Genomic DNA, 25228 nt, shown 5'->3' with positions numbered 1-25228 from the left:
CTGGTCCAAGAGCCGGCCTGGATTCCCCGGATAAACCGGGGAATGACGACGAGCGTCCGGGTAGTCCGCCGCGCGGCGGACTACCCCGCCAGGTCCGCCACCACCGCGTCGAGCACCGGAAAACCCTCGCGGGTGACGCGGAGGCGGTCGCGGCCGACGCGTTCGACCATGCCATCCATGGTGAGGTCGTCGATCCGGCGCGGGTCGAGCCTGCGGCCGGAGAGGCGGTGGAAGCGGGCGAGGTCGATGCCCTCGGCGAGCCGGAGGCCCATCAGCAGGAACTCGTCGGCCTGGGCTTCGACGCTCAGCGGCTCGTCGATCACGAGCCCATGGCCGTCGGCCTCGACCGCGGCGGCCCAGAGCTCGGGGTTTCGTTCGGTCGAGAGCTCGCGGCGCAGGTCGTCGACCAGCAGCCGGCCGTGCGCGCCGGGCCCGACGCCGGCATATTCGCCGTAGCGCCAGTAGACCAGGTTGTGGCGGCTTTCCGCGCCGGGGCGGGCGTGGTTCGAGATCTCGTAGGCCGGCATGCCGGCGCGCTCGGTGGTCTCCTGCGTCACGTCCCAGAGCGCGCGCGAGGTCTCCTCGTCCGGCGTCTTCAGCTTGCCGGCGCGGTAGAGCGCGTGGAACGGCGTGCCCTCCTCGATGGTCAGCTGGTAGAGCGAGAGGTGCTCCGGCGCGCGCTCGATCGCCTGCGAGAGCTCCTTGCGCCAGGCGGCCGGCGACTGGCCGGGGCGGGCGTAGATCAGGTCGAACGACGCGCGCGGGAAGATCGACATGGCGAGTTCGACCGCGGCCAGCGCCTCCTCCACCGTGTGCATCCGGCCGAGGTTTGCGAGATCCGCGGCGTTCAGCGCCTGCACGCCGAGCGAAACGCGGTTCACGCCCGCGGCGCGGTAGCCGCGGAAGCGCTCGGCTTCGACGCTGGTCGGGTTCGCCTCCAGCGTGATCTCCGCGTTCGGCTCGACCTCCCAGGCCGCGCCGATGGCGTCGAGAATGCCGCCGACGGTCTCCGGCGTCATCAGCGAGGGCGTCCCGCCGCCGAAGAACACGGACGCCACCTTCCGTCCCGGCGCAAGCGCCGCCATGTGCGCGATCTCGCGGCGGAAGGCGGCGAGGTAGCGGCCCTGATCGACGCCCTTGTGGCGCACGTGGCTGTTGAAGTCGCAGTAGGGGCACTTCGCCGCGCAGAACGGCCAGTGCACGTAGACGCCGAAGCCGGGCTCGCTCATTTCGGCGGACCTGCGGGATAGAGCGACGCCATCAGCGCGCCGAAGGCGCGGGCGCGGTGGGAGAGGCCGGTGGCGCGTCCGTCCGCGCCCCACACGACGCCGTGCTTGTCGTCCGAGGACATCTCCCCGAAGGTGCGGGCGTGGCCACCGGGCAGGAAGATCGGATCGTAGCCGAAGCCGAGGTTTCCCCGCGGGGGCCAGACGATTTCGCCCGGAACCGATCCCTCGACCTCGAGCCGCTCGCCGGTGGGCCAGCTCAGGCAGAGGGCCGCCACGAAGGCGGCGGAGCGGTCCTTGGCGTCGCGGGCCTGAAGGTCCGCCTCGACCCGCGCCATGGCGGCGGAAAAGTCCTTCGAGGGTCCCGCCCAGCGCGCGGAGAACAGCCCCGGCGCGCCCCAGAGCGCCGCGACCGACAGCCCGCTGTCGTCGGCGAGCGCGGGAAGGCCGGAGGCCTGCGCCGCCGCGTCCGCCTTGATCGCGGCGTTCTCGGCGTAGGTCGTGCCGGTCTCGTCGGGCTCGGGCAGGCCGAGCTCGCCGGCCGAGGTCAGCTCCAGCGGGAACGGCGCCAGCAGCTCGCGGAATTCAGCGAGCTTGCCGACGTTGTGGGTGGCGATCACCAGCTTTGGGCCGAGCGGGGGGAGGGCGGTCATCGTCAGTCCTTACACGTCATCCCGGCCGAGCGCAGCGAGAGCCGGGATCGTCCTCCAGACATCGTTGTTCGGCGCATGATCCCGGCTCGCCGCCTTTGGCTTCGGCCGGGATGACGCGGGCGCTACGACGCAGGTGAAGGCCGGTTCGGGCGTCACGCCACCGCCAGCTTCTGCAGGTCGACGAGCGAGGCGCAGCCGGCCTTGGCGAGGCGCAGCAGCTCCAGCAGCTCCTCTTCCGAAAACGGCGTCCCCTCGGCCGTGCCCTGGATCTCGACGATGCCGCCTGAGCCCGTCAGCACGAAGTTGGCGTCGGTCTCCGCCGAGCTGTCCTCGGCGTAGTCGAGGTCGAGCACCGGCGCGCCCTTGTAGATCCCGCAGGAGACCGCGGCGACGTGGTCCTTCAGCGCCGGACCCTTCAGCATGTCGCGCGCCTTCATCCAGGCGAGGCAGTCGTGCAGCGCGACCCAGGCGCCGGTGATGGAGGCGGTGCGGGTGCCGCCGTCGGCCTGCAGCACGTCGCAGTCCACCGTGATCTGGCGCTCGCCGATCATCTTGAGGTCGACGACGGCGCGAAGCGACCGGCCGATCAGGCGCTGGATCTCCTGCGTGCGGCCGGAGGGTTTGCCGCTCGTCACCTCGCGGCGGGTGCGCTCGTGGGTCGCGCGCGGCAGCATGGCGTATTCGGCCGTCACCCAGCCCTTGCCCTGGCCGCGCAGCCAGCCGGGGGCCTTCTCCTCCAGCGAGGCGCAGCACAGCACATGGGTCTCGCCGAACTTCACGAGGCAGGAGCCTTCCGCGTAGCGCGCGACGCCCCGCTCGATCGAGACGGCGCGCATCGCGTCGGGGGCGCGCTTGGAGGGACGGACGGACATGGAGGCTTCGCTTTCGCACGGGGAGTTGAGAAATCGGCGTCTTTCTGCCCCTGCGCGCGTCCGCCCGCAAGCCGGCGCGCTTGATCGGCGGCTCGCGAAAGCGAATGTTGGGGACGCGAGGTTTTAAGACCATGTCGATCGACCGTCCCATTCTCCCCGAAGCCGCCGCCGGGCTCGCGCAGCTCGACGCCCGTTCGCGCGAGATCTTCCGCCGGATCGTCGACAGCTATCTGTCGACGGGAGAGCCGCTCGGCTCCCGCAATATCTCCCGGTTGCTCTCGGTCTCGCTGTCGCCGGCTTCCGTCCGCAACGTCATGGCGGACCTGGAGACGCTCGGCCTGATCTATGCGCCGCACACCAGCGCCGGCCGCCTGCCGACCGAACTCGGCCTGCGCTTCTTCGTCGACGCGATGCTGGAGATCGGCGACCTCAACGTCGAGGACCGGCACGCCATCGAGCGGCAGGTGCGGGCGCTCAGCGCCTCGCGCTCGGTCGAGGACGTGCTGACCGACGCCTCCGCCCTGCTGTCGGGCCTGTCGCGCGGCGCCGGCGTCGTGGTGGCGACCAAGCAGGATCCGGCGATCAAGCACATCGAGTTCGTGCCGCTGGAGCCGACCCGCGCGCTCGTGGTCCTCGTCGGCGAGGACGGCGGGGTCGAGAACCGCATCGTGCAACTGCCCAAGGGCCTGCCGCCCTCGGCGCTGGTGGAGGCCTCCAACTTCCTCAACGCCCGGATGCGCGGACGCACGCTGGGCGAGGCCCGGGCGGCGGTCGAGGAAGCGGTCGGCGCCGCCAAGGGCGAACTCGACGCCATCACCGCGGATGTGGTCGCCGCCGGGCTCGCGGACTGGGCGGGCGTGTCCGCCGGCGAGCCGCGCCAGCTGATCGTGCGCGGCCAGGCCAACCTGCTGGAAGACCTCAAGGCGCTTGAGGATCTCGATCGCGTGCGTCTTCTGCTCGACGACCTCGAGTCCAAGAAGGACGTCATCGATCTGCTCGGGCGGGCGGAGACCGCGGACGGGGTCCGCATCTTCATCGGTTCGGAGAACAAGCTGTTCTCGCTCTCCGGCTCCTCGATGATCGCGGCGCCGTTCCGCGACGGCGACCAGAAGATCGTCGGCGTTCTCGGCGTCATCGGTCCGACCCGGCTGAACTACGCTCGCATCGTGCCGATGGTGGACTACACCGCCAAGGTGGTCGGCAGCCTCCTGCGGCAGGGGTGAGCCGGCCGCATTTTAACAAACTCTTCATCAGGAGGTATCGCGGCGCCGCGCTCTGGCGCATGATTGCGCCTGCTCATGGGAATGGCAGGCGCATGAACAACGTTGTGGAACTCCACGCGCGCGTCGCTTACGACCGCGCTGCGGCGGCGCGGCGCGAACGCACCGTGCTGGGCGAGATCCGCTCGGTCGCGGCTTTCGCCGCTCTTCTGATCGGCGTCGCGGCCACTCTGGCCGCGCCGGCGCTGGCGCTGTGGTTCCTGCTGAGCTGAGCGTTCGGCGTCAGCGCGCCAGGCCGTCCTGGTTTTCGTAGGTCGCCCATTCCACCGCATGGGCTGCGACCTGCACGGCGAGGTCGATCCCGACGGCGATGAGGAAGATCGCGATCAGCGAGGCCATCTGCTCGAAAGCCCGTCCTACGGGGTCGCGGAGATCGTCGGGATCAAGCTCCATCTCGCTCATCCTCATGAAGGAACGCTGGCGATTATGCCGCCGGCGAGCGCGCTCGCGCCATCAAACCTTCGCGTGTGAGGCGCCGTTTGGCCGAAGGGCGCAGGCGCGATCCGCGACCGCAATGATCGCTCACCTTTTTTGAACGTCGCTGCGGCATGATGCTGCGCTAAGACTGACGGGGACGCGGTGAGCCGGCGATCGGCCGCGCGGGATTCGAGGAGCGCCCGATGACGCGCAAGTATTTCGGCACCGACGGCATCCGCGGTCGCGCGAACAAGTTTCCGATCACGCCGGACTTCGCGATGAAGGTCGGCATGGCCGCCGGCATCGCGTTCCGCCGCGGCGACCATCGCCACCGGGTCGTGATCGGCAAGGACACCCGCCTCTCGGGCTACATGATCGAAAGCGCGCTCCAGGCGGGCTTCACCTCCGTCGGCATGGACGTGCTGCTGCTTGGGCCGATGCCGACGCCCGCGGTCGCGCTGCTGACCCGCTCCATGCGCGCCGACCTCGGCGTGATGATCTCCGCCTCGCACAACCCCTACGACGACAACGGCATCAAGCTGTTCGCCCCGGACGGCTACAAGCTGTCCGACGAGGTCGAGCTGGAGATCGAGGCGCTGCTCGACGCCGATCTTGGCCCGAAGCTCGCGGACAGCCCCGCGCTCGGCCGGGCCAAGCGCATCGAGGGCGCGCAGGCGCGCTACATCGAGTTCGCCAAGCGCACGCTCAACCGCGCCGTGTCGTTCGAGGGGCTGCGGGTGGTGGTCGATTGCGCCAACGGCGCCGCCTACAAGGTGGCGCCCGAAGCGCTGTGGGAGCTGGGCGCCGAGGTGATCACGCTCGGCGTCGAGCCGAACGGCGTGAACATCAACAAGGACGTCGGCTCCACCGCGCCGAACGCGCTGATCGAAAAGGTGCGCGAGACCCGCGCCGACATCGGCATCGCGCTCGACGGCGACGCCGACCGGGTCATCATCATCGACGAGAAGGGCCACGTGGTCGACGGCGACCAGCTGATGGCCGTGGTCGCGGCCTCCTGGTCGGAAGACGGCCGCCTCTCCGCGCCCGGACTGGTCTCGACCGTGATGTCCAACCTCGGCTTCGAGCGCTATCTCACGTCGATCGGGCTGACGCTGGAGCGGACTCCGGTGGGCGATCGCTACGTGGTCGAGCGCATGCGCGCGCAGGGCTACAACCTCGGCGGCGAGCCCTCCGGCCACATCGTGCTGTCGGACTACGCCACGACCGGCGACGGCCTGGTGGCGGCGTTGCAGCTGCTGTCGGTGGTCCAGAGGGCCGGCAAGCCGGTCTCCGAGATCTGCCACCGTTTCGAGCCGCTGCCGCAGGTGATGAAGAACGTGCGCTACGCCGGCGGCCGTCCGTTGGACGACGACGCGGTCCGCGCCGCGATCGCGAAGGCGACCGAGCGCCTCGGCCGGGAAGGGCGGCTCGTCATCCGCCCCTCGGGCACCGAGCCCGTGATCCGGGTGATGGCGGAAGGCGACGACCGCGACCTCGTCAACGACGTGGTGGCGAATGTCGCGGACGTGATCCGCGCCGCGGCGGCCTGAGCGCTCCTCCGTAGTCTTCCCGATAAAGCCGCTGCGCTGCGTCGAGCTTCTCCGAAGAGGGCCTTGCAGGCGCCGTTCGGCGCGCTCCGTTGCGCGCGCCGGAAATGTCCGAGTGTTCTCAATGGGTTTGAGGCGCGCACTCCCCGCGGGCGCCCGTGTTGCCTAAACACCTCGCGTCCGTCGTCCAAAGGTAAAGACGCGACGGTTAAAAGTTAAGGTTAAGCGGTTTTTAACGAATACACGCCAAATTTGCAGTCGTGACATGAACGCGCCTCTCGCCGGCGGCGATGCGCTGCACTTCTGAGGAACTGGCGGTATGGCCAAATTGATGACCTACGCGCTCGCGGGCGCGCTCGCAGTCGCGTTCGCCCCGGTCGCGGGTCTCGCGGCCGATCTTCCCGAACCGCCGCTGCTGGAGCCCATCCCGGAGCCGATCGAGTTCGGCTCCAGCTGGTATCTCCGCGGCGACGTGGGGTACAAGTTCTACCGCGACCCCTCCGCGTCCTACGACAACCCTTTCTTCAAGCGTGCGGGTCTCTCCAAGTATAAGGATGAGGATCTCGACGACGCCTTCATCATCGGCGGCGGCGCGGGCTACAAGTGGAACAACTGGGTCCGCACCGACGTCACCGTCGACTACGAGACCAAGGCCGACTTCAAGGGCCGGCTCGGCTGCCCGAGCTGCGCCGGATCGTCGTCCTCGTCGATCGAGAAGAGCAAGATCTCCGCTCTGACCTTCCTCGCCAACGCCTACTTCGACCTCGGCACCTGGGAAGGCTTCACGCCCTACGTCGGCGCCGGCATCGGCGCGTCGCGCATCCACATGAGCGGCTTCCGCTCGAAGAACCCCGGCGACACGGGCTATGCTGACGGCCCCGGCTCGGGCTCGGACTGGAACTTCGCCTGGGCGCTCATGGCGGGCGTCGGGTATCAGGTCTCCGACAACGTCGTGATCGACGCCAACTACCGCTACGTGAACCTCGGCGACGTGAAGTCGAAGAGCTACACCGCGGCCGGCGAAAGCGGCAGGGTCAAGGTCAAGAACCTTCAGGCCAACGAGGTCCGCCTCGGCGTGCGCTACATGCTCGACTGAGCCCTGGGCTCACGCCTTCAGCGCCAAGTCTTCGAGCGGCGGGATCCATGGGTCCCGCCGCTTTCGTTCGTCCGCGCCAATTCTCATCCCGCGCAATTCGCTTGACGACGTCGGCTCCCCGGACGTATCTCCCGCGCCGGGCCACCCCTCCCCAACGAGGGGCTGACCATCTGGAAGGATGGACCATGACGACTGCCGTTCCCGCGGTTCGCCCCGCGAATCCGAATTTCTCGTCCGGACCCTGCACCAAGCGCCCCGGCTGGTCGCTCGACGCCCTCAAGGGCGCGGCGCTCGGGCGCTCGCACCGCTCCAAGGCTGGCAAGGCCAAGCTGAAGGAAGCGATCGACCTCACCCGCGAGGTCCTCGAGGTTCCCGCCACCCACCGCATCGCGATCGTTCCGGGCTCGGACACGGGTGCCGTCGAGATGGCGATGTGGTCGATGCTCGGCGCCCGCGGCGTCGAAGTGCTCGCCTGGGAAAGCTTCGGCGCGATCTGGGTCACCGACGCGGTGAAGCAGCTTCGCCTGCCGAACACCAAGGCGGTCGTCGCCGAGTTCGGCAAGCTGCCGGACCTCGCCGCCGTCGACTTCGAGAACGACGTCGTCTTCACCTTCAACGGCACCACCGCCGGCGTCCGCGTGCCGAACCACGACTGGATCCCGGCCGACCGCGCCGGCCTCACCATCTGCGACGCGACCTCGGCCGCCTTCGCGATGGAGCTCGACTACGACAAGCTCGATGTCGTGACCTTCTCCTGGCAGAAGGTCATGGGCGGCGAGGCGGCCCACGGCATCCTCATCCTCGGTCCGCGCGCGGTCGAGCGCCTGGAGAGCTTCACGCCGGCCTGGCCGCTGCCGAAGCTGTTCCGCATGACCAAGAACGGCAAGCTCGACGAGGGCCTGTTCGAGGGCGAGACCATCAACACGCCGTCGCTGCTGTGCGTCGAGGACTACATCGACGCGCTGAACTGGGCGAAGTCGGTCGGCGGCCTCAAGGGCCTGATCGCGCGCTCCAACGCCAGCGCCAAGTCCGTCTACGACTTCGTCGCGCGCACGCCCTGGCTCAAGGTCCTGGCCGCGGACGACGCGACCCGCAGCAACACCGGCGTCTGCCTGGTGTTCGCCGATCCCGCGCTCGCCGCGGCGCCGCTCGAGAGGCAGGCCGCCTTCGCGAAGGATTTCGTCGCGCTGCTGGAGAAGCAGGGCGTGGCCTTCGACTTCGGCGCCTACCGCGACGCGCCTCCCGGCCTGCGCATCTGGTGCGGCGCGACGGTCGAGCCGTCCGACGTCGAGGCGCTGCTGCCCTGGCTCGACTGGGCCTACGCGCAGCTGTCCCCGGCGCTCGCCAAGGCGGCCTGAGCTTCGGCTTCGGGACCTGACAGGGCGTCGTCGCGGCCACGCGCCGCGACGGGCTGTCGGCCTTCGGGCCGGGCGTCCATCACATCAGGCGGGCATGACTTCGGGTGATCATGACTTCGGGCCGATCAGGCCGACCTTCGCATTCCAGTCAAGGACGCCCGTTAAGGCGGGGATGACGTCGCTTTTTCTGACTGCCCGCCCGCAAGACCCGTCGCCTGCAAGACCCGGAGCCCAGCCCATGTTCACGCCCGAAAACGCCCTCGAAAAGTCGCTTCTCCGCGCGCTCGAGGAGCCCGAGCAGCGCGTCGCCTTCCTGAAGTCGTTCCTCGACGCGGAGCTGTCCTTCGCGTTGATCGATCCGAACGAGGGCAAGGGCGCCGGCTACGCGGTGCCCGAAGTGACCCATGAGGACATCAGCTTTGTGCCGGTGTTCACCTCGGACACGCGGGTGAAGGCGATGTTCCCCGACGAGCAGCTGATGATCGTCCGGCAGAGCTTCAAGCAGATCGTCTCGCAGATCGAGGACGCGAACTTCGTCCTCAATCCGGGCTCGGAGGCCGGCCACGAGTTCATGGCGGAGGATGTCGCCTCCATGCTCGACGGCGATTTCGTGCGCGCCGCCGACGGCTTCGAGCGCGAGCTCGGAGACGAGGACGAGGAGGACGACCTCCCGACCCTCGTCGGCAAGCCGTCCCCGACGCCGACCCATCTGACGACGCCGCTCGCGGCGCTGTTCGCCACCATGCCGACCGTCCGCGCCGCCCATGTGGCGCAGGCGATCACGCCCGACGCGCGCGGCGTGCGGCGCCTCGTCGTCGGCCTCGTGGTCGACGGCGACCTCGACGAAGCCCTCGACCAGGTCGAGGACGTGCTGTCCGAGGCCGCCAAGCCGACCGACGAGATCGACTTCGTCTCCATCCCCGGATCGCCCCTGGACGACTACTTCACGCGCGACGTCCAGCCGTTCTATCGGAAAACCTGAGCCGGCTGACGAGATCAGGCGCCGGCGAACACGAGAGAAAGCCTCCCATGGCGCCCCGCGTCCTCATCTCTGACAAGCTCTCCCCCGCCGCGATCCAGATCTTCAAGGACCGCGGCGTCGAGGTCGACTTCCAGCCCGACCTCGGCAAGGACAAGGACAGGCTCGCCGCCGTCATCGGCGACTACGACGGCCTCGCGATCCGCTCGGCCACCAAGGTGACGCCGAAGATCCTCGCCAACGCGAGCCGCCTCAAGGTGATCGGCCGAGCCGGCATCGGCGTCGACAACGTCGATCTGCCGGCGGCGACGGCGAAGGGCGTGATCGTGATGAACACGCCCTTCGGCAACTCGATCACCACCGCCGAGCACGCCATCGCGATGATGTTCGCGGTCGCCCGCGAGATCCCCGCCGCCGACGCCTCCACGCAAGGAGGCAAGTGGGAGAAGAACCGCTTCATGGGCGTGGAGATCACCTCCAAGACGCTCGGGATCATCGGCTGTGGCAACATCGGCTCGATCGTCGCCGAGCGCGCCATCGGCCTGAAGATGCGGGTCATCGCCTTCGATCCGTTCCTGTCGCCGGAGCGCGCCCAGGACCTCGGCGTCGAGAAGGTCGAGCTCGACGAGCTGTTCGCCCGCGCCGACTTCATCACCCTGCACACGCCGCTGACCGAGAAGACCCGCAACGTCATCGACCGGCAGGCGCTGTTCCGGATGAAGAAGGGCGTGCGCATCATCAACTGCGCCCGCGGCGGCCTCGTCGACGAGGCCGCGCTGCGCGAGGCGCTCGACGCCGGCCATGTGGCGGGCGCAGGCTTCGACGTGTTCGTCACCGAGCCCGCGACCGAGAACCCGCTGTTCGGCCACCCGGCGGTCGTCTGCACGCCGCATCTCGGCGCCGCCACCACGGAGGCGCAGGAGAACGTCGCCCTCCAGGTCGCCGAGCAGATGTCGGAGTACCTGCTGCGCGGGGCGGTCTCGAACGCAGTGAACTCGCCCTCGATCACGGCGGAGGAGGCGCCCCGCTTGAGGCCCTTCGTGGCGCTCGCCGAGAAGCTCGGCTCCTTCGCGGGCCAGCTCACCGAGGCCGGCGTCACCGCGATCCGCATCGAGTACGAAGGCCTGGTCGCGGGCATGAACACCCGCGCGCTGACCTCCGCCGCCGTCACCGGCCTGCTGAAGCCGCAGCTCGCCGACATCAACATGGTCTCGGCCCCGGTGATCGCGCGCGAGCGCGGCGTGGCGATCGAAGAGGTTCTGCGCGAGGCCGCCGAGACCTACGACAGCGTGATCCGGCTGACCGTCACCACCGGCGACGTCACCCGCCACGTGGCCGGCACGGTGTTCGCCGACGGCAAGCCGCGCATCATCGACATCAAGGGCATCGAGATCGAGGCGGCCTTCGGCCCGTCGATGCTCTACGTCACCAACGAGGACAAGCCGGGCTACGTCGGCGCGCTCGGCGCGACGCTGGGCGCCGCGGGCGTCAACATCGCCACCTTCAACCTCGGCCGCGCGGCCGAGGGCGGCGACGCCATCGCCATCGTGCAGATCGACGGCGACATTCCGGACTCGGTCGTGGCCCAGGTCCAGGCGCTCGAGCACGTCAAACAGGCCCGCGCGCTGCGGTTCTGAAGCGCAGGACGCTCCCGGCTTTGGGTGACGCAGGGAGCCACGCCGTCGTTCCGGGCTTGTCCCGGAACCCATCACCCCGCCGTTCCAGAACGATCCCTGACGGCGGGCTATAGGCCCCGGCGCTCCGGCCGGGGCGACGTGGAGCGCCAGGCGGGGCGTTCACCTCACGCGAAGCCGCGTGGGCGTCTTCTCCCGCCGCCCACGCGCTCGTGATCGTCGGTGGCCTGACGCGGAGCCTCTCGAGCTCCATCATCCAGCGATGATCCGCACAGCGCTCGCCATCGTCTTCGCTCTCACCGCGACAGCGGCCGCAGCCGACGAGCAGGCGGCCTGGGCCGCCCTCAGGGGCGGCGGGCATGTCGCCCTGATGCGGCACGCGACCGCGCCGGGCGTGGGCGACCCCGCGACTTTCAAGCTCGGCGACTGTTCCACGCAGCGCAATCTCAACGACGCCGGCCGCGCCGAAGCGCGCGCCATTGGCGAGCGGTTCCGGGCGCACGGCGTCGCCGTCGCCGAAGTGCGCACCAGCCAGTGGTGTCGGGCGCGCGACACGGCGGAGGAGATGAAGCTCGGGTCCGTGACGGAGGACCCGCGGCTGAACTCATTCTTCGGAGACGGGGATCGCGCGGGCGGACTCGAGGCGTCCAAAGCGGCGGTTCGGGACGCGGTCCGCTCCGGCTCCGCAGCCGTGCTGGTCACGCACCAGGTCAACGTCACCGCCGCCACAGGCGTGTTTCCCGCCTCCGGCGAAATCGTGGTCGTGACCGTGGAGGGCGACGCGATCCAGGTCGTCGGCCGGATCGCGCCGTAGAGACCTACTGCGCGCCGATCTCGCCGCCGACCAGCGAGCCGAGGCGGACCCGCTCGGCCGCCTGCTGTAGCGGCGTCCGGGAGCGCGGGGGCTCCGGCGGGCGGGGCGCGCCGCTTGCCCGGACGATCTCGTCGGCCAGCTCGTCCAGACGCGCGCGGAGCGCGGCGAGGCCTGCGTCCGCCGGAGCGCCGGCGGGGCGCGCGGCGTCGGCGCGAAACGCGACGAAGCTCTCGATTTCCGTGGCCAGCCGACGCTCGGCGGCGAGCCGCGCGGCCTCGGCCTCGCCGGCGCGCGACCGCTCGACCTCGATCGTGGCCGCCACGCCGGAGGCCGCCGCTTCGCCGGCCTGCACGGCGCCGCGCAGCCGGGCGATCTCGCGTTCCGAGGCCGCCTGTTGCGCGAGCGCCGACGCGAGTTCGGCCTCGGTCGCCGCAAGCTCCACGCGCATCGCGTCGCGCGCGAGCTCCAGCTCGGACAGCGCCTTGCGCGCCTCGTCGGACTCGCGCCGCGCCGCGATCGCGGCCGCGCGTTCGGCGTCGAGCGCCTTCGAAATCTCCGCAGCCTCCGCGCCGGTGCGGTCGAGATCGCCGCGCACCGTCGCGCCATGGGCCTCGAGCGCGGCGACGCTCTCCCTCAGCTTCGCGATCTCGAGTTTCAGGCCCATCTCGTGCGAGCGGGCCCGGCCGGCGGCGATGCGTTCGCGGGCGGCCTCGTCGGCCGCGGCTTCGGCGCGGCGCTCCATGGCGCGGACGCCGATCGCATGTTCCGCGCGCAGGCGGTCCTGCGCGGCGACGATCTCGTCGAGCGAAACGGGAAGCCGCCCCACCAGCCGGCGCGTCGTCAGACGGACCGCGCGCGCCCAGATGGCGGGGAGCAGCAACAGCCCGATGAGGCCCGCGACGCAGGCTCCGAGCGAAGCATAGAGAAGGGGCTCGACCATCGGCGGCGTACTCGGCGGGCCAAAGCGCTCAGCCCTTTGGGCGTCGTGCTTCGCGGGTGCGGACGGCGGGCGCGCCCGCGATCCTCGCGGGTCTCAGGATGGCACAGGGGCGGCGCGACATAAAGCCGAACGGCGGCCGGAGACCGGCCGCCGCCCGTGGGTTCGGCGCGCCGCGGTCGGCGTCAGAACGGGTTCCAGGTCGAGGTCGGCGTGAACTTGAGGTAGCCGACGTTGACGCCGAGGCGCGCGCCGAGGCCGGTGCGGATCGGCACCAGGACCGTGTCGTAGTCCTTCAGCGCCGTCATGCCGAGGCCGCCGACGAGGTAGGCCGAGCCGTTGATGCCGGCGAAGCGGCTGAAGATCGCGTTGGGAGAGCGCAGATTGTAGACGAGGATCATCGTCCGGGCGCCGTCGCCGCCGAAGTCGAAGCCGAGCGAAGGGCCCTGCCAGTAGACGTGCTGCTCGCCTTCGCCGCGGGTGAAGAGCTTGCCTTCGCCGTAGCGCAGGCCGCCGACGAAGGCGCCGGCCGCCTCCTCGCCGAGGATGTAGCCGTTGGGCTCGCCCCACTGGCTGGTGGCCTTCTCGACGATGCCGGCGAGGCCGCGCGACATCGAGCCGAAGAAGCCGTGGCCCTTCTCCACGATCTCGGAAGCGGAGAAGGTGTCGCTCGCGCCGCCGTACTGGCGGTCGGAGTAGGCCGCGTTCTCGACGCGCGGGCCGGCGTATTGGGCGGAGGCGTCGGTGGTCGCGGCGGCGAAGCCTGCGAGGAGGGTCGCGGCCGCGACGAGGGTCTTCCACGTCATCGCGTACGTCCTTTTCACGTAAGCGCGCGGCGTCCGGAGAGACGGATTCGCGCTGATTCGTAGAATTTGATCGATCGGCTTTACTCAAAGGTGAACAGAGCCGTTTTAAGACCGATGCTGCGGACGGTTCCCATTCCGGCGAACCTGCGAGGAGACGCTCAGCCCGTGGCGTTCGAGACGACCCTGACCGGCGTTCTGGCCTTCGGCGCGCTCTGCGCCGGGCTGGCCTGCGCCGCGCCGGCGGCCGCGACGCCGGGCCTCAACGAGCGCGTGGTGGCCGATCCCGCCAGCGGCATCGCGCTGTTCGGCTACGATCCCGTGGCCTACTTCACCGAAGGACGCCCGGTGCTGGGCAAGCGGGTGTTCGAGGCGGAATGGGGCGGGGCCGCCTGGCGGTTCGCCAGCGCCGCGAACCGCGCGGTCTTCCTCAGCGCCCCGGAGGTCTACGCGCCCCAGTTCGGCGGTTACGACCCTCTGGCGGTCGCGCGCGGCCGTGCGGCGGCGGGCCATCCGCAGGTCTTCGCGGTGCTCCGCGACCGGCTCTACCTGTTCCGCTCGCCCGACGCCCGCGACTCCTTCGCCGACCCCGCGCCGGCCGTCGCCGAATGGCCCGCGGTCGAGCGCGACCTCACGCCGTAAGCGGCGCGTCCGCCCGCGGTCAGTCCCGCGCGCCCCAGGCGACGAAGCCGCCGTTCCTGAAGCCCGCGTCCGCCTTGCCGTAGCCGAAGGGCGTCATGTCCGGCCGCGTCACCGCGCCGCCGGCGGCGGCGAGCACGGCGTGGCCCGCCGCGGTGTCCCACTCCATCGTCGGACCGAAGCGCGGGTAGACGTCGGCCGCGGCCTCCGCGACCAGACAGAACTTCAGCGACGACCCCGCCGAGCGGCGATCGACGACGCCGAGCTTTTCGAGGAACGCCTCCGTCTCGGCGTCGGAATGGCTGCGGCTCGCGACCGCGCAGAGGCCGGCGGCCGGGCGCGGCCGGACCGCGATCGGCCGATAGGCGGCCGGGGCGGGGACCTCGCGGACCGCCGCTTCGGCCTTCCAGGCGCCGAGGCCCGCCGCGCCGATCCAGGTCGCGCCGAGCGCCGGCGCATGCACGCAGCCGGCGATCGGCGTTCCGTTCCGGATTAACCCCACGTTAACCGTGAATTCACCGTTGCGGTTGATGAACTCGCGGGTGCCGTCGAGCGGGTCGACCAGCAGGAAGGTCTCGGGCGCCGCCGCCGGCGCGCCGTCGCGGGAGGTCGCCTCTTCCGCGATGACCGTCACGCCCGGAAACAGCCTGGCGAGGCCGGCGTGGAGGATCTCCTCCGCGCGCTCGTCGGCGTCGGTCACGGGGCTGCGGTCGTCCTTCGAGCGCACCACGATGGCCTCGGCGTCGTAGACGTCCAGGATCGCCCGGCCGGCCTCGACGCAGAGGGCGCCGAGCGCGTGGAGCGACGCGAGGTCGGTCATGGGCTCTGTGTCCTTCCAGAAGGCTTCGGCTTGAGGGCGGAGACGGCAGCGTGTATCAGGCCAGACGTCGCGGCCGGGCGGCGCCGACGAGTCGCCGGCCCGGAAGCCGCTCCCAAAGCGCCGGCAGGAGCCCCCATGTCAACCTCCGATGCGACGCCGCCTTCGGGCGTGATCACGCTCGACGCCCTCGACCTCGCGGCGCTGATCGCGAGCCGGGTCTGCCACGACGTGATCAGCCCGGTGGGCGCCATCGTCAACGGCCTCGAGATCCTCGAGGACGAGAAGGACGAGGGCATGCGCGGCTTCGCCTTCGACCTCATCAAGAAGAGCGCGGCGCAGGCCTCCGCCCGCCTGCAGTTCTGCCGCATCGCCTTCGGCGCGGCGGGCTCAGCGGCGGCCATGCTCGACCTCGGCGACGCCGAGCAGGTCGCGCGCGGCTTCATCGAGGACCAGAAGACCAAGCTCACCTGGGAGGCGCCGCGCCAACTGCTCCTCAAGAACAAGGTGAAGCTGCTTCTGAACCTAGTGCTGGTCGCGACCACCACCATCCCGCGCGGCGGCGTCATCGCCGTGACGTCGGAAGGCGAGGGCGACGCCACCGCGTTCCGCATCGTCGCGACCGGCCCGACCGCCCGCGTGCCGGGCAACGTGGTCGACCTGCTGGCGGGCCGCGCGCCGGACGACCGGGTCGACGCCCACGTCATCCAGCCGTTCTACGCCGGCCTCGTCGCCAAGGCGGCGAACATGGCGGTGACGATCGAAGCCGAGATCGAAGGCGAGCGCATCGTCACCAAGGCGACGAACGTCTCGGCGTAGCGCCGGCGGCGGGCGTTCACTCCGCGGCGATCGCGCGGTCTTCGTAGTTCGCCGACATGTTGTCGAGGCTCGCCACGATGTGGTCGGCGAGCGCCTGCGCGGTCTCGGTCAGCGATCCGGTGTTGCGCAGCAGGGCGATCTTGCAGGTGGGCAGCGACGGGAAGCCCTCGGCCGGCCCGAGCACCCGCATGCCCGGCCGAAGCGCAGATTCCGGCAGCACCGAGATCGCGAGCCCCGCCAGCACCGCGGAGCCGACCGCGGTGAAGTTGCAGCTGGAATAGAGCACTCGATGCTGCCGGCCCATCGCTTCCAGCTTGGCGATGGCGGTCTCGCGCCACTCGCAGGCGGCGGTGCCGAGCGCGAGCGGAAGCACCTGCTCCTCATGCACCAAGGCGCGCTGCGAGGTCACCCACAGCAGCGGCTCCTGCCGGATGATCTCGCCGACCGGCTTGCGGGAGGCGTGCGTGATGATGGCGAGGTCCAGATCGTCGCGCGCGATGAAGCCGATGAGATGGCTCGTCGGTTCGCAGACGACCGACACCTCCACGCGCGGATTGGAGCGCGAGAACCGGGCGAGGATCTCGGGCAGGTAGCGCTCGGCGTAGTCGTCCGGCACGCCGAGCCGCACCCGGCCGGTCAGCGCGTCGTCGGCGAAGGCGGACACCGCCTCGCGCGAGATGTGGACGATGCGGCGGGCGTAATCCAGCAGTCGCTCGCCGTCTTCCGTCAGCCGGTTTCCGCGACCGTCGCGCGCAAAGATCGCCCGCCCGATCCTCTCCTCCAGCCGCTTCATCTGCATCGAGACCGCGGACTGGGTCTTGTGCACCACATCGGCCGCTCGCGTGAACGAGCCGGTGTCGACGATGGCGAGGAAGGTCTTCAACTGGTCGACGTCGAGAAGGGCGGTCATGGCGGCTCCACAGTCTGGGCCTCTACCGCCCATCACGGGATCTGATGACCTATATTAGGAACATTCGTTTCACTGATCAATGCGGGTCAGGCAAGGTTCGCTCGTCCCCGGGAGGCCGGCGGCGGTTTTCAAGCATCTCGGATGATCCGAGCGGCGGACCGCCCCTCAAAAGGTGAGAGACGTCGTCCCGGCGCGAGGAGGTTGCCATGTCCCTGCCGTCCATCGAGAGCCTGACGCCCGCCCGGATCGCCCCGGCGAAGGTCGCCCTCGTGAAGATCCAGGCGGTCATGCGAACCGCCTTCGCCGCGGCCGTGGCGTGGAACAACCATCGGAAGCTCGGCGAGCTCGCGGGCCTCGACGACAAGATGCTGGCCGACATCGGCCTCACCCGCGCGGACGTCGGCATGGCCGCGTCCGAGCCGCTGTGGCGGGATCCGACCGTTCGGCTCACCGTGCTGGCGGTTGAACGCCGGGCGTCGGAGAAGGCGCACCTGCGGTGGCGGGTCTCGCGTCGGCGCGAGGCGGTCCAGGCGCAGCAGGGCCTGCCGCGCGAGGCTTGCGCGGACTGAGGCGACGGCGGATCAGGCGGGCGGCTTGCGCGGCTCGCCGTTCTGCTCGCTGAAGAAGGTCTCGAAGATCTGCTCCATGGCGCGGGCGTTCTGCGCCGAAAGCTCCCGGCTGGTCTCGAGCATCTGGTCGAACGGCGTCGTCCCGGCGGGCTTGGCCGGGTCCGTCGCCGGAGCCTCGGCCGGATCTGGCGTCGGCTCCTGAGTCTCGGGCTCGACTGCCGGTCGGGCGCCGAACATCCCGCCGAACATCTCCGCCATCATCTCGCCCATCGGGTTCGAGGCGGCCGGGCCGTCGCTCCCGGCGCTTTCGGTCTTGCCGTCCTCGGCCTTGCCGCCATCCGTCTTGGCGGGATCGGGCCGGAACGCGTTCGCCCAGTCGGTGAACGGATTGCGCGGCGCGTCGTCGGCGGCGCCGGCTTCGGGGCGGCGGGTCGAGTCGCGCAGCAGTTCGTTCCAGAACGCGCCGAAGGGGCCGGGAAACGGGCCGCCGCTCCCAGCCTCGGGCGAGCCCGCCTGCGAAGCCTGCGCCGCCTTGATCACCCCGCCGATCAGTACGCTTGTCAGCACCGGCATCACCTTGCGGATGATGTCGGCCTGCACGCCGGAGGCCGCGGCGGCCTGGGCGGCCACGGCGCGCGACACGTCCTTCGAGCCGAACAGGGCGCCGAGCGCGTCCTCGCCCGCGCTCTTGGCGCGGGGGTCGAGCGCCGCGGCCTGGGCCTCAAAGGCGCGCGCGTAGGTTTCGGCCCCCATCAGCTCGTGCAGCCGCCGCGCGGCGGCGTCGCTGTGCGACTGGCGTTGAAAGCCCTGGGCGAAGGCCGGGGTCAACGCGGCGGTCGCGGCGCGCATCTGCTCCGGCGTCATGCCGTAGGCGCGGGCGATGTGGTCGAAGGCGCCGCCGCCTTGCGTTCGCCGGATCAGCTCGAACATGTCGAACATCGCGTCTCTCCTGCGCCGAGCCTCGCCCACCCTAACCCGCGGCGATCGGGGCCGCCACTCACTCCGCGGGGGCCGGGGCGGGCGTCGCGGCGTCGTCGACCACGGCGCCCTTCCGCTTCGGCTGCGCCAGCGGCTGGGGCGTCGGCTTGTTGGTGTAGGTGAGGTCGCGCCCCGCGTAGATGCCCTCCACGCGCTGAACGTCGAGCTTCTCGGCGTCGCGGCGTCGGATGTCCTCCTCGATCTCGAGCGCCCGGTCGGCGTCGACGCCGACCGCCTCCAAGGCCATGCGCCCGATGACGAGCGCGCTCTCAAAGGTCTCGCGCACCACGTTGGCGAGGCCCATGCCGTAAAGGTCGAGGGCGTGCCCGCGATCGTAGGCCTTCACCACCAGCTCGGTGAGCGGGAAGCTCGACTGGATGAGCTCCACGATGCGCTTGGCGGTCTCGCGGTCGTCGACGCAGACCACGATGGCGCGCGCCTTGTCCGCGCCCGCCGCCCGCAGCACGTCGAGGCGCGAGCCGTCGCCGTAATAGACCTTGAAGCCGAACTGGGCGGCCTGAAAGACCCGCTCCGGGTTGCCGTCGATCAGGGTCGTCTCGACGCCCTCCGCAAGCAGCAGCTGCGAGGCGATCTGGCCCACGCGGCCGAAGCCGATCACGAGCACCTGCCCTTTGACGCCCTCGAAGTCCTCGTCCGGCTCGGGCAGGGTCGGCTCGGCCCTCGCGGCGAGCCGCTCGGCCAGCGCCGCGAGGGGCGGGGCCGCCACCAGGCTGAGCGCCGCCATGGCGGACAGCAGGCTTGCGGTCTCGGCGTCGATCAGCCCGTTGCTCATGGACAGCGGAACCAGCACGAACACGAACTCGCCCGCCGCCGCAAGCAGCGAGCCGATCCGGATTGCGTCCGGCAGCGGCGCTCCGAACAGGCGGGCGAGCATTCCCGCCACGCCGATCTTGAGCGCGAGGTAGGCGGACGTCGCGGCGAGCAGCAGCGGCAGGCGGTCCCAGACCACGCCGATGTCGATCGTCATGCCGATGCCCATGAAGAACAGCGCGATCAGCAGGCCGCGGAACGGCTCGACGTCGGCTTCGAGCTCATGCCGGTAGGAGGAGGTCGCGAGCAGGACACCGGCGAGAAACGAGCCGAGCGCCATCGAGAGGCCCGCGGCGTGCGCGACCTCCGCCGCGCCCAGCACGACGAGCAGCGCGGCGGCGGTCATCACCTCGCGCGCGCCGGTGCGCGCGAGCAGGCGGAACATGGGATCGAGCAGGTAGCGGCCCGCGACCACGATCCCGGCGAGGGCGCCGATCGCGATGGCGGCCGACGCGAGGGTATGGACCCAGCTCTCGCTCGGGGCGCCCGCCGGCGCTCCGAGAAACGGAATGAGCGCCAGCGCCGGCACGACGGCGATGTCCTGCGCCAGCAGCACCGCGAACGTCTTCTCGCCGTAGGGCCGATTGAGATGGCCGCGCTCGTCGAGGATCTGGAGCGCCATGGCGGTGGCCGAGGAGTAGAGCGCGACGCCGATCGCGAGCGCCGAGGGGGCCGCCCAGCCGCCGAGGTAGGCGAACAGCGCCACGGCGAGGGCGGCCCCGACGATCTGGCCGCCGCCCATGCCCACGACGTACCGGCGCAGCGCCATCAGGCGCTCCAGCCGGAGGTCGAGCCCGATCAGGAACAGCAGCATCACCACGCCGAGCTCCGCGAGCTGCAGCACTTGATCCGGGTCGCGGAACAGGCCGAGCGCGGCGGGGCCGATGACCACGCCGGCCGCGAGGTAGCCGACGACGGCGCCCAGCCCCAATCGGCGGGCGATCGGCGCGGCGACGACCGCGGCCACCAGGAAGACGAGGATGCCGATCAGCGGTCCGGGGGCTGCGGAATGTTCCATAGGGCGGCTCCGGCGGGAGGATTGCCGCGCATGTGGCGCCCTGCGGCTCGCCTTCGCAAGCGATCCCCGGCTATGCATCGCCGCGCCGCACATGACGCAGGGCTTGAGCGCGCTTATCATAAGACACGACACGCGCGGCCGGCGACCGGCGGCGCCAGCATGCGGACGGACGATGCGGATCGCGGAGCTTCAGACGACGGACATGCCTGCGCTGGCGGAACGCCTCGCCGGGCTGCCGCATCTCGTCTTCCTCGACAGCGCGATGCCGCACGCGAAGCTCGGCCGCTACTCCTACCTTGCGGCCGACCCCTACGCCGTTCTGGAGGTCGACGCCGCCGGAGCGCGGATGGGCGGGGAGATCGTCGACGGCGATCCGCTGGCGGCGCTGGAGCGCGCGCTTGCCGCCGAGCGCGCGCCGGCTCATCCCGATCTTCCGCCGTTCCAGGGCGGCGCGGCGGGCTTCATCTCCTATGACTATGGACGCCGGCTGGAGCGGCTGCCGGCGCCTGAGGTGGACGATCTCGGCGTTCCGGACGCGGTGCTGCCGCTCTACGACTGGGTGATCGCCTGCGACCACGCCAAGGGGAAGGTGTGGCTGATCTCGACCGGCGCGCCGGAGCGCGACGCACAGGCCCGCGCGGCGCGCGCGGACGCCCGCGCCGACGACGTGCTGGAGCGGCTCGCGGCCCCTGTCGTCGCGCGCGCCGCAGCCCCGACCCAGCCGATCGCCTTCGCCTCGAACTTCACCCGCGAGGCCTACGAGCGCGCGATCGCACGCACCGTCGACTACGTGCTCTCGGGCGACATCTTTCAGGCGAACGTGGCCCAGCGCTTCCTGGCCGATCTCCCGGCGGGCTTCGACCCCTGGGCGTTCTACCGGCGCCTGCGCACCCGGAACGCCGCGCCCTTCGCGGCCTACCTCGCCTTCGGCGACGTCGTGCTGGCGTCGAGCTCGCCGGAGCGCTTCGTCTCGGTCGAGGGCGACCGCGTGGAGGCGCGGCCCATCAAGGGCACGGCCAAGCGCTGGGCGGACCCGCACGCCGACGGCTCGTCCTCCCGCGCGCTGCTCGCCTCCGAGAAGGACCGGGCCGAGAACGTCATGATCGTCGACCTGCTGCGCAACGACCTGTCGCGGGTCTGCCGGCCGGGCACCGTCGAGGTCCCGACGCTGTGCGGGCTCGAGACCTACGCCTCGGTCCATCACCTGGTCTCCGTCGTGACCGGGCGGTTGCGCGAGGGGCTTGGCGTGACCGATCTGCTCAGGGCGAGCTTTCCCGGCGGCTCCATCACCGGCGCCCCGAAGCTCCGCGCCATGGAGATCATCGCCGAACTGGAGCGCCACGCTCGCGGCGTCTATTGCGGCTCGATCGGCTGGATCTCCTTCGCCGGCGACGCCGACTTCAACATCGCGATCCGCACCGCGACCCTCGCCCGCGGCAAGGCCCTGTTCCAGGCCGGCGGCGGCATCACCGCGCTGTCGGACCCGCGCGCCGAATACGACGAGACGCTGACCAAGGCCCGCGCGGTGTTCGACGCCTTCGGCGGCGGCCTCGCGGCGACGAAGGACGGCGGCGAGCCGCCGCGCGCGGCCGCCGGAGGGCTCCGATGATCCTCGTCGTCGACAACTACGACTCCTTCGTCTTCAACGTCGCCCGCTACGTCGAGGAGCTCGGCCGCGAGGTGACGGTCGTGCGCAACGACGCGATCGGCGTCGGGGAGATCGCGGCGATGGCGCCGGAGGCGGTGATCGTCTCGCCCGGCCCCTGCACCCCGACCGAAGCCGGCGTGTCGCTGCCGCTGATCCGGGCGCTGTCGGGCGTGGTGCCGATCCTCGGCATCTGCCTCGGCCACCAGGCGATCGGCGAGGTCTTCGGAGGCCGCGTCGTTCGCGCCCGGCGCCCCCTCCACGGCCGCGCCTCCCGCGTCGCGCATGACGGCGAGGGCCTGTTCGCCGGGCTTCCCGACCCGCTCACCGTCGGGCGCTATCACTCCCTGATCGTCGCGTTCGACGAGGGTTACGCCGGGCCGCTGCGCGTGACGGCGACTTCGGAGGAGGGCGAGGTCATGGCGCTGGCGCACGCGGAGCATCCGACGGTCGGCGTGCAGTTTCATCCGGAGTCGATCCTCACCGACAGCGGGCACGCGCTGCTCCGGAACTTCCTGGCCATGGCGGAGGCGCGCGCGCCGTGCCTCGTCTGAACGGCGCCGCTGTGGGCGGGGTCGCGCCGTTCGACCTCGCGGACCGCGGCCTGACGCTCGGCGACGGACTGTTCGAGACCATCGCCGTCTTCGGCGGCCGTCCCGCCGCGCTCGAGGCCCATCTCGACCGCATGGTCCAGGCCGCGGCCGAAATCCGGTTGCCGGTCGACCGCGCCGCGCTCGCAGCGGAAGCGGCGGCTCTGGCGGGGGAGGGCGGCGACGCCGTCGTGCGCCTCACCGTGACCCGCGGAGCCGGCGCGCGCGGGCTCGCGATCCCCCAGACCTGCGCGCCGACCGTGATCGCGGCGCGGACGCCGTTCCCCTGGGCGACGCTCGGCGCGCCGATCCGGCTCGCCACGGTCGCAGTCCAGCGCAACCCGACGTCCTTCGCGTCGCGCGCCAAGACGCTGTCCTACCTCGACAGCGTGCTGGCCTACGACGAGGCGCGGAGCGCGGGCGCGGACGACGCGCTGATGCTCAACGTCCACGGCCGCGCCGCGTCGACCTCGATGGCGAACCTCTTCGCGCTGTTCGGCCGGACGCTCGTCACCCCGCCGGCGTCCGAAGGCGTGCTGCCGGGGATCATGCGACGGCTCGTCCTGGAGATCGCGCCCGCCTTGGACCTCACGCCGCAGGAGCGCCCGCTGCCGCGCGCCGATCTGGGCGCCGCCGACGCGGTCTTCGCCACCAACAGCGTCCGGCTCGTGATGCCGGTGACCGCGCTGGACGGCGTCGAACTCGCCGGCGAGACGCGTCTCGTGACAGCCGTCGCCGACGCCGTCCGAGAGGCCTGCGGCGCCCCCCGAAACGGTTAACGATCGACGCTCTGAAATTATCGATCGTTCACTACGCGCGGACGTGAGAGCTTGCGGCCGGCGTCGGCGGCGGTATCTCCGCGAACGCCATGGCCGACGCCGCTCGCACCTTCAAGCGCCTTCGCCCGCCGACGTCCCCGCCGGCGCAACCGGGCCGCCCGCCCTTCGGCCGCCGCGTTTCGGTTCCGGAGCCAGCGCCCCGGCGACGGCGCACGTCCCGCGCCGCGCTGGCGTTCTGCGCGGTCATGATCGTCTACGCGATTGTGATGATCGTGTTCGAAGGACTTTGAGCGGACCCGAGCCTTACGGAAGGGCGTCGTAGCCAGGCCCGAAGCCCTTCAGGGACACCGGAATGCCGATGCCCTTCTCGGGGGTCTGGAAGATGATGAAGGTCGCGCTCTGGCCGTTGCGGAGCTGGCCGACGAGGGTGTCCTCCAGCACGACCTCGGCCACGCAGCCGTTCTGCAGGCAGCGGACGAAGCCGGCGCGGCCCACCTCATTCTGGTCGATCCGCAGGCCCAGTCCCGACGGCAGCAGCACGCCGAGCGGCGCCAGCACGCGCAGGAGGCGGCTCTTTTTGTCGGCGGTCTTCAGCACGATGACCGTGAGGCCGACATTCGGCATGTCGTCGGCGGTCACGCTCTGGATCAGAGCGCACTGCTCGCCTTGCGCTCCCGCCGGCGTGTCGCAGCGCATTTGCCAATCGCCGTGGGTGGCCTTGACCGCGCCCTGGGCGGCGGCGACGACCGGCGCGAGCCCGATCAGAGCGGCTGCGGCGGCGGGCGCCAGAGAACGGATGCGAGGCACGTGGGGCGGTCTCCGGATACGGACCGTTCGGGCGTAGCAGAGCGGAGCGGCGTGTCAAGCTGACGGCCGTGCGCCCAAGGTCGTCTCGGGACTGCGGTTTTTCGCGCCCTTATGCCGCATGGAAGTCACTGAGGCGCCACATTGAGCTTGCGCAACCTTTATGATTTCAAGAAAGCAGGTTAGACCCCCTACAGCCTGCCGCACGTACGGATTCGTCCGCGCGGGCCGGCCGCTTGGGCCCGACCGGCTCCGACCATTGGCGGGCTCGCTCCGCCGGGCAGGGGCATGACAAGACAACAAAAAAGGGCGAAACCGGCCCTTGGGAAGCGACGAGAGGCTGGCATGTTTCCAACCGGACGTCTGACGACGCTCACGATCGCCGCCGCGGCGGCCTCGATCATCGGCGCCGCGCCGGCGCTGGCCGCCGCCGGCCAGCCCAGCCCGTGGGAGATTGGCTTCCAGGACGCCGTCACGCCGATCTTCGAGCAGATCCACGACTTCCATAACTTCATCCTGGCGATCATCACCGTCATCACGTTGTTCGTGCTGGCGCTTCTGATCTACGTCGTGGTGCGCTTCCGCGAGGATAAGAACCCGGTTCCGTCCAAGACCACGCATCACACGATGCTCGAGGTGGTCTGGACGATCGCGCCGGTCCTGATCCTGGTCGCGATCGCCGTGCCGTCCTTCCGTCTGCTCTACGCCCAGTACACCCCGCCCCCGGGCGATCTGAACATCAAGATCGTCGGCCGCCAGTGGAACTGGGACATCGTCTATCCCGACGCCGACGAGTTGACGCTGACCGCCGTGATGGCGCAGGACAGCGACCTCAAGCCCGGCCAGCCCCGGCTGCTGACCGTCGACAACGAGGCTGTGGTGCCCGTCGGCAAGGTGGTCCGCGTGCAGGTGACCTCCGAGGACGTGATCCACTCCTTCGCCATGCCGTCCTTCGGCGTGAAGGTGGACGCCGTTCCGGGCCGCAACAACGAGACCTGGTTCCGCGCCGACAAAGAAGGCGTCTACCACGGCCAGTGCTCCGAGCTCTGCGGCCAGGACCACGCCTTCATGCCGATCGTGATCCGGGTGGTGAACGAGGAGCTGTACGGCCGCTGGCTCGAAGCCGCGAAGTCGGACACCGAAGAAGCCAAGAAGCTGCTCGAGGCGTCGATCGAGCAGGGCGGCGCGACCGTCGCGCAGCGCTGATCGACCG

Annotated in this window: 26 protein-coding genes; 15 read left to right on the top strand and 11 right to left on the bottom strand. The window is 70.7% G+C overall.

Features of this window, described 5'->3' with window-relative positions; all coding sequences use genetic code 11:
• Positions 1–80: 80 nt before the first annotated feature.
• The 3 genes from hemW to rph all read right to left on the bottom strand — a co-directional run bounded on the left by hemW (position 81) and on the right by rph (position 2751).
• On the bottom strand, positions 81–1229 hold the full coding sequence (hemW, locus tag JOD31_RS14895) for a radical SAM family heme chaperone HemW (protein WP_204951205.1): 1149 nt from the start codon (positions 1227–1229) through the stop codon (positions 81–83).
• A complete protein-coding gene (locus JOD31_RS14890; protein ID WP_204951204.1) occupies positions 1226–1879 on the bottom strand; it encodes a non-canonical purine NTP pyrophosphatase in 654 nt (217 codons plus the stop codon). Before JOD31_RS14890 ends, hemW begins: the two co-directional genes overlap by 4 nt.
• 152 nt (positions 1880–2031) lie before the next feature.
• A complete protein-coding gene (gene rph / locus JOD31_RS14885) occupies positions 2032–2751 on the bottom strand; it encodes a ribonuclease PH (protein WP_204951203.1) in 720 nt (239 codons plus the stop codon).
• 131 nt (positions 2752–2882) lie between these two features.
• Between rph and hrcA the strand changes: the two genes are divergently transcribed.
• Entirely contained in the window at positions 2883–3974 is a 1092-nt protein-coding gene (gene hrcA, locus JOD31_RS14880) for a heat-inducible transcriptional repressor HrcA (RefSeq protein ID WP_204951202.1), read from the top strand.
• 92 nt (positions 3975–4066) lie between these two features.
• Positions 4067–4243 carry a hypothetical protein gene (locus JOD31_RS14875; protein ID WP_204951201.1) on the top strand — a complete coding sequence of 59 codons (177 nt, stop codon included), beginning with the start codon at positions 4067–4069 and terminating at the stop codon, positions 4241–4243.
• A 10-nt stretch (positions 4244–4253) separates the two neighbouring features.
• On the opposite strand, the gene JOD31_RS14870 is transcribed toward JOD31_RS14875, so the two are convergent.
• Positions 4254–4424 carry a hypothetical protein gene (locus JOD31_RS14870; RefSeq protein WP_204951200.1) on the bottom strand — a complete coding sequence of 57 codons (171 nt, stop codon included), beginning with the start codon at positions 4422–4424 and terminating at the stop codon, positions 4254–4256.
• A 227-nt stretch (positions 4425–4651) separates the two neighbouring features.
• Here JOD31_RS14870 and glmM point away from each other — a divergent pair, with 227 nt between their 5' ends.
• From glmM to JOD31_RS14840, 6 genes are all read left to right on the top strand, one after another.
• Positions 4652–5998 carry a phosphoglucosamine mutase gene (gene glmM, locus JOD31_RS14865; protein WP_204951199.1) on the top strand — a complete coding sequence of 449 codons (1347 nt, stop codon included), beginning with the start codon at positions 4652–4654 and terminating at the stop codon, positions 5996–5998.
• 316 nt (positions 5999–6314) lie between these two features.
• A complete protein-coding gene (locus tag JOD31_RS14860; RefSeq protein WP_204951198.1) occupies positions 6315–7091 on the top strand; it encodes an outer membrane protein in 777 nt (258 codons plus the stop codon).
• A gap of 185 nt (positions 7092–7276) precedes the next feature.
• On the top strand, positions 7277–8449 hold the full coding sequence (locus JOD31_RS14855; RefSeq protein WP_204951197.1) for a phosphoserine transaminase: 1173 nt from the start codon (positions 7277–7279) through the stop codon (positions 8447–8449).
• A 238-nt stretch (positions 8450–8687) separates the two neighbouring features.
• Positions 8688–9431, top strand: coding sequence for an enhanced serine sensitivity protein SseB C-terminal domain-containing protein (locus JOD31_RS14850; protein ID WP_204951196.1), 744 nt, complete (start codon positions 8688–8690; stop codon positions 9429–9431).
• A gap of 47 nt (positions 9432–9478) precedes the next feature.
• Positions 9479–11065 (top strand): phosphoglycerate dehydrogenase, encoded by a 1587-nt coding sequence (serA, locus tag JOD31_RS14845; protein ID WP_204951195.1) that lies wholly within the window; start codon positions 9479–9481, stop codon positions 11063–11065.
• A 259-nt stretch (positions 11066–11324) separates the two neighbouring features.
• Complete coding sequence (locus tag JOD31_RS14840) at positions 11325–11876, top strand: histidine phosphatase family protein (RefSeq protein WP_204951194.1); 552 nt, start codon at positions 11325–11327, stop codon at positions 11874–11876.
• A gap of 4 nt (positions 11877–11880) precedes the next feature.
• Here JOD31_RS14840 and JOD31_RS14835 read toward each other — a convergent pair whose 3' ends face one another.
• Positions 11881–12816, bottom strand: a complete 936-nt coding sequence (locus tag JOD31_RS14835) for a coiled-coil domain-containing protein (RefSeq protein WP_204951193.1) — start codon at positions 12814–12816, stop codon at positions 11881–11883.
• A gap of 182 nt (positions 12817–12998) precedes the next feature.
• Complete coding sequence (locus tag JOD31_RS14830; protein WP_204951192.1) at positions 12999–13619, bottom strand: DUF1134 domain-containing protein; 621 nt, start codon at positions 13617–13619, stop codon at positions 12999–13001.
• A 165-nt stretch (positions 13620–13784) separates the two neighbouring features.
• Here JOD31_RS14830 and JOD31_RS14825 point away from each other — a divergent pair, with 165 nt between their 5' ends.
• Positions 13785–14258, top strand: a complete 474-nt coding sequence (locus JOD31_RS14825; RefSeq protein WP_204951191.1) for a YHS domain-containing (seleno)protein — start codon at positions 13785–13787, stop codon at positions 14256–14258.
• Positions 14259–14277: 19 nt separating this feature from the next.
• On the opposite strand, the gene cysQ is transcribed toward JOD31_RS14825, so the two are convergent.
• Positions 14278–15075, bottom strand: a complete 798-nt coding sequence (cysQ, locus tag JOD31_RS14820) for a 3'(2'),5'-bisphosphate nucleotidase CysQ (RefSeq protein ID WP_204951190.1) — start codon at positions 15073–15075, stop codon at positions 14278–14280.
• A gap of 135 nt (positions 15076–15210) precedes the next feature.
• On the opposite strand from cysQ, the gene chpT reads away from it, so the two are divergent.
• Entirely contained in the window at positions 15211–15891 is a 681-nt protein-coding gene (gene chpT / locus JOD31_RS14815) for a histidine phosphotransferase ChpT (protein WP_204951189.1), read from the top strand.
• 16 nt (positions 15892–15907) lie between these two features.
• Here chpT and JOD31_RS14810 read toward each other — a convergent pair whose 3' ends face one another.
• Complete coding sequence (locus tag JOD31_RS14810; protein ID WP_204951188.1) at positions 15908–16801, bottom strand: LysR substrate-binding domain-containing protein; 894 nt, start codon at positions 16799–16801, stop codon at positions 15908–15910.
• Positions 16802–17007: 206 nt separating this feature from the next.
• On the opposite strand from JOD31_RS14810, the gene JOD31_RS14805 reads away from it, so the two are divergent.
• Positions 17008–17370 carry a DUF1127 domain-containing protein gene (locus tag JOD31_RS14805; protein WP_246482512.1) on the top strand — a complete coding sequence of 121 codons (363 nt, stop codon included), beginning with the start codon at positions 17008–17010 and terminating at the stop codon, positions 17368–17370.
• A 12-nt stretch (positions 17371–17382) separates the two neighbouring features.
• Here the strand turns inward: JOD31_RS14805 and JOD31_RS14800 are convergent, their stop codons facing one another.
• A complete protein-coding gene (locus tag JOD31_RS14800) occupies positions 17383–18309 on the bottom strand; it encodes a DUF937 domain-containing protein (protein ID WP_204951187.1) in 927 nt (308 codons plus the stop codon).
• A gap of 58 nt (positions 18310–18367) precedes the next feature.
• The gene (locus JOD31_RS14795) at positions 18368–20197 is read right to left on the bottom strand and encodes a monovalent cation:proton antiporter-2 (CPA2) family protein (RefSeq protein ID WP_246482511.1); all 1830 of its coding nucleotides are present in this window, start codon (positions 20195–20197) and stop codon (positions 18368–18370) included.
• 172 nt (positions 20198–20369) lie between these two features.
• On the opposite strand from JOD31_RS14795, the gene pabB reads away from it, so the two are divergent.
• The 3 genes from pabB to JOD31_RS14780 are packed head-to-tail and all read left to right on the top strand — an operon-like array spanning position 20370 to position 23211.
• The gene (pabB, locus tag JOD31_RS14790; protein WP_204951186.1) at positions 20370–21806 is read left to right on the top strand and encodes an aminodeoxychorismate synthase component I; all 1437 of its coding nucleotides are present in this window, start codon (positions 20370–20372) and stop codon (positions 21804–21806) included.
• The gene (locus tag JOD31_RS14785; protein WP_204951185.1) at positions 21803–22396 is read left to right on the top strand and encodes an anthranilate synthase component II; all 594 of its coding nucleotides are present in this window, start codon (positions 21803–21805) and stop codon (positions 22394–22396) included. Before pabB ends, JOD31_RS14785 begins: the two co-directional genes overlap by 4 nt.
• The gene (locus JOD31_RS14780) at positions 22384–23211 is read left to right on the top strand and encodes an aminotransferase class IV (RefSeq protein ID WP_204951184.1); all 828 of its coding nucleotides are present in this window, start codon (positions 22384–22386) and stop codon (positions 23209–23211) included. The genes JOD31_RS14785 and JOD31_RS14780 overlap by 13 nt, the downstream gene beginning before the upstream one ends.
• A gap of 303 nt (positions 23212–23514) precedes the next feature.
• On the opposite strand, the gene JOD31_RS14775 is transcribed toward JOD31_RS14780, so the two are convergent.
• Positions 23515–24009, bottom strand: a complete 495-nt coding sequence (locus tag JOD31_RS14775) for an invasion associated locus B family protein (RefSeq protein WP_271206198.1) — start codon at positions 24007–24009, stop codon at positions 23515–23517.
• Positions 24010–24360: 351 nt separating this feature from the next.
• On the opposite strand from JOD31_RS14775, the gene coxB reads away from it, so the two are divergent.
• Positions 24361–25221, top strand: coding sequence for a cytochrome c oxidase subunit II (gene coxB, locus JOD31_RS14770; RefSeq protein ID WP_204951182.1), 861 nt, complete (start codon positions 24361–24363; stop codon positions 25219–25221).
• Positions 25222–25228: the final 7 nt, after the last annotated feature.

The sequence above is a fragment of the Methylopila capsulata genome (assembly GCF_016907975.1).
GTDB classification, from domain to species: Bacteria; Pseudomonadota; Alphaproteobacteria; order Rhizobiales; family Methylopilaceae; genus Methylopila; species Methylopila capsulata.
This window is presented reverse-complemented; position numbering and strand designations above follow the sequence as displayed.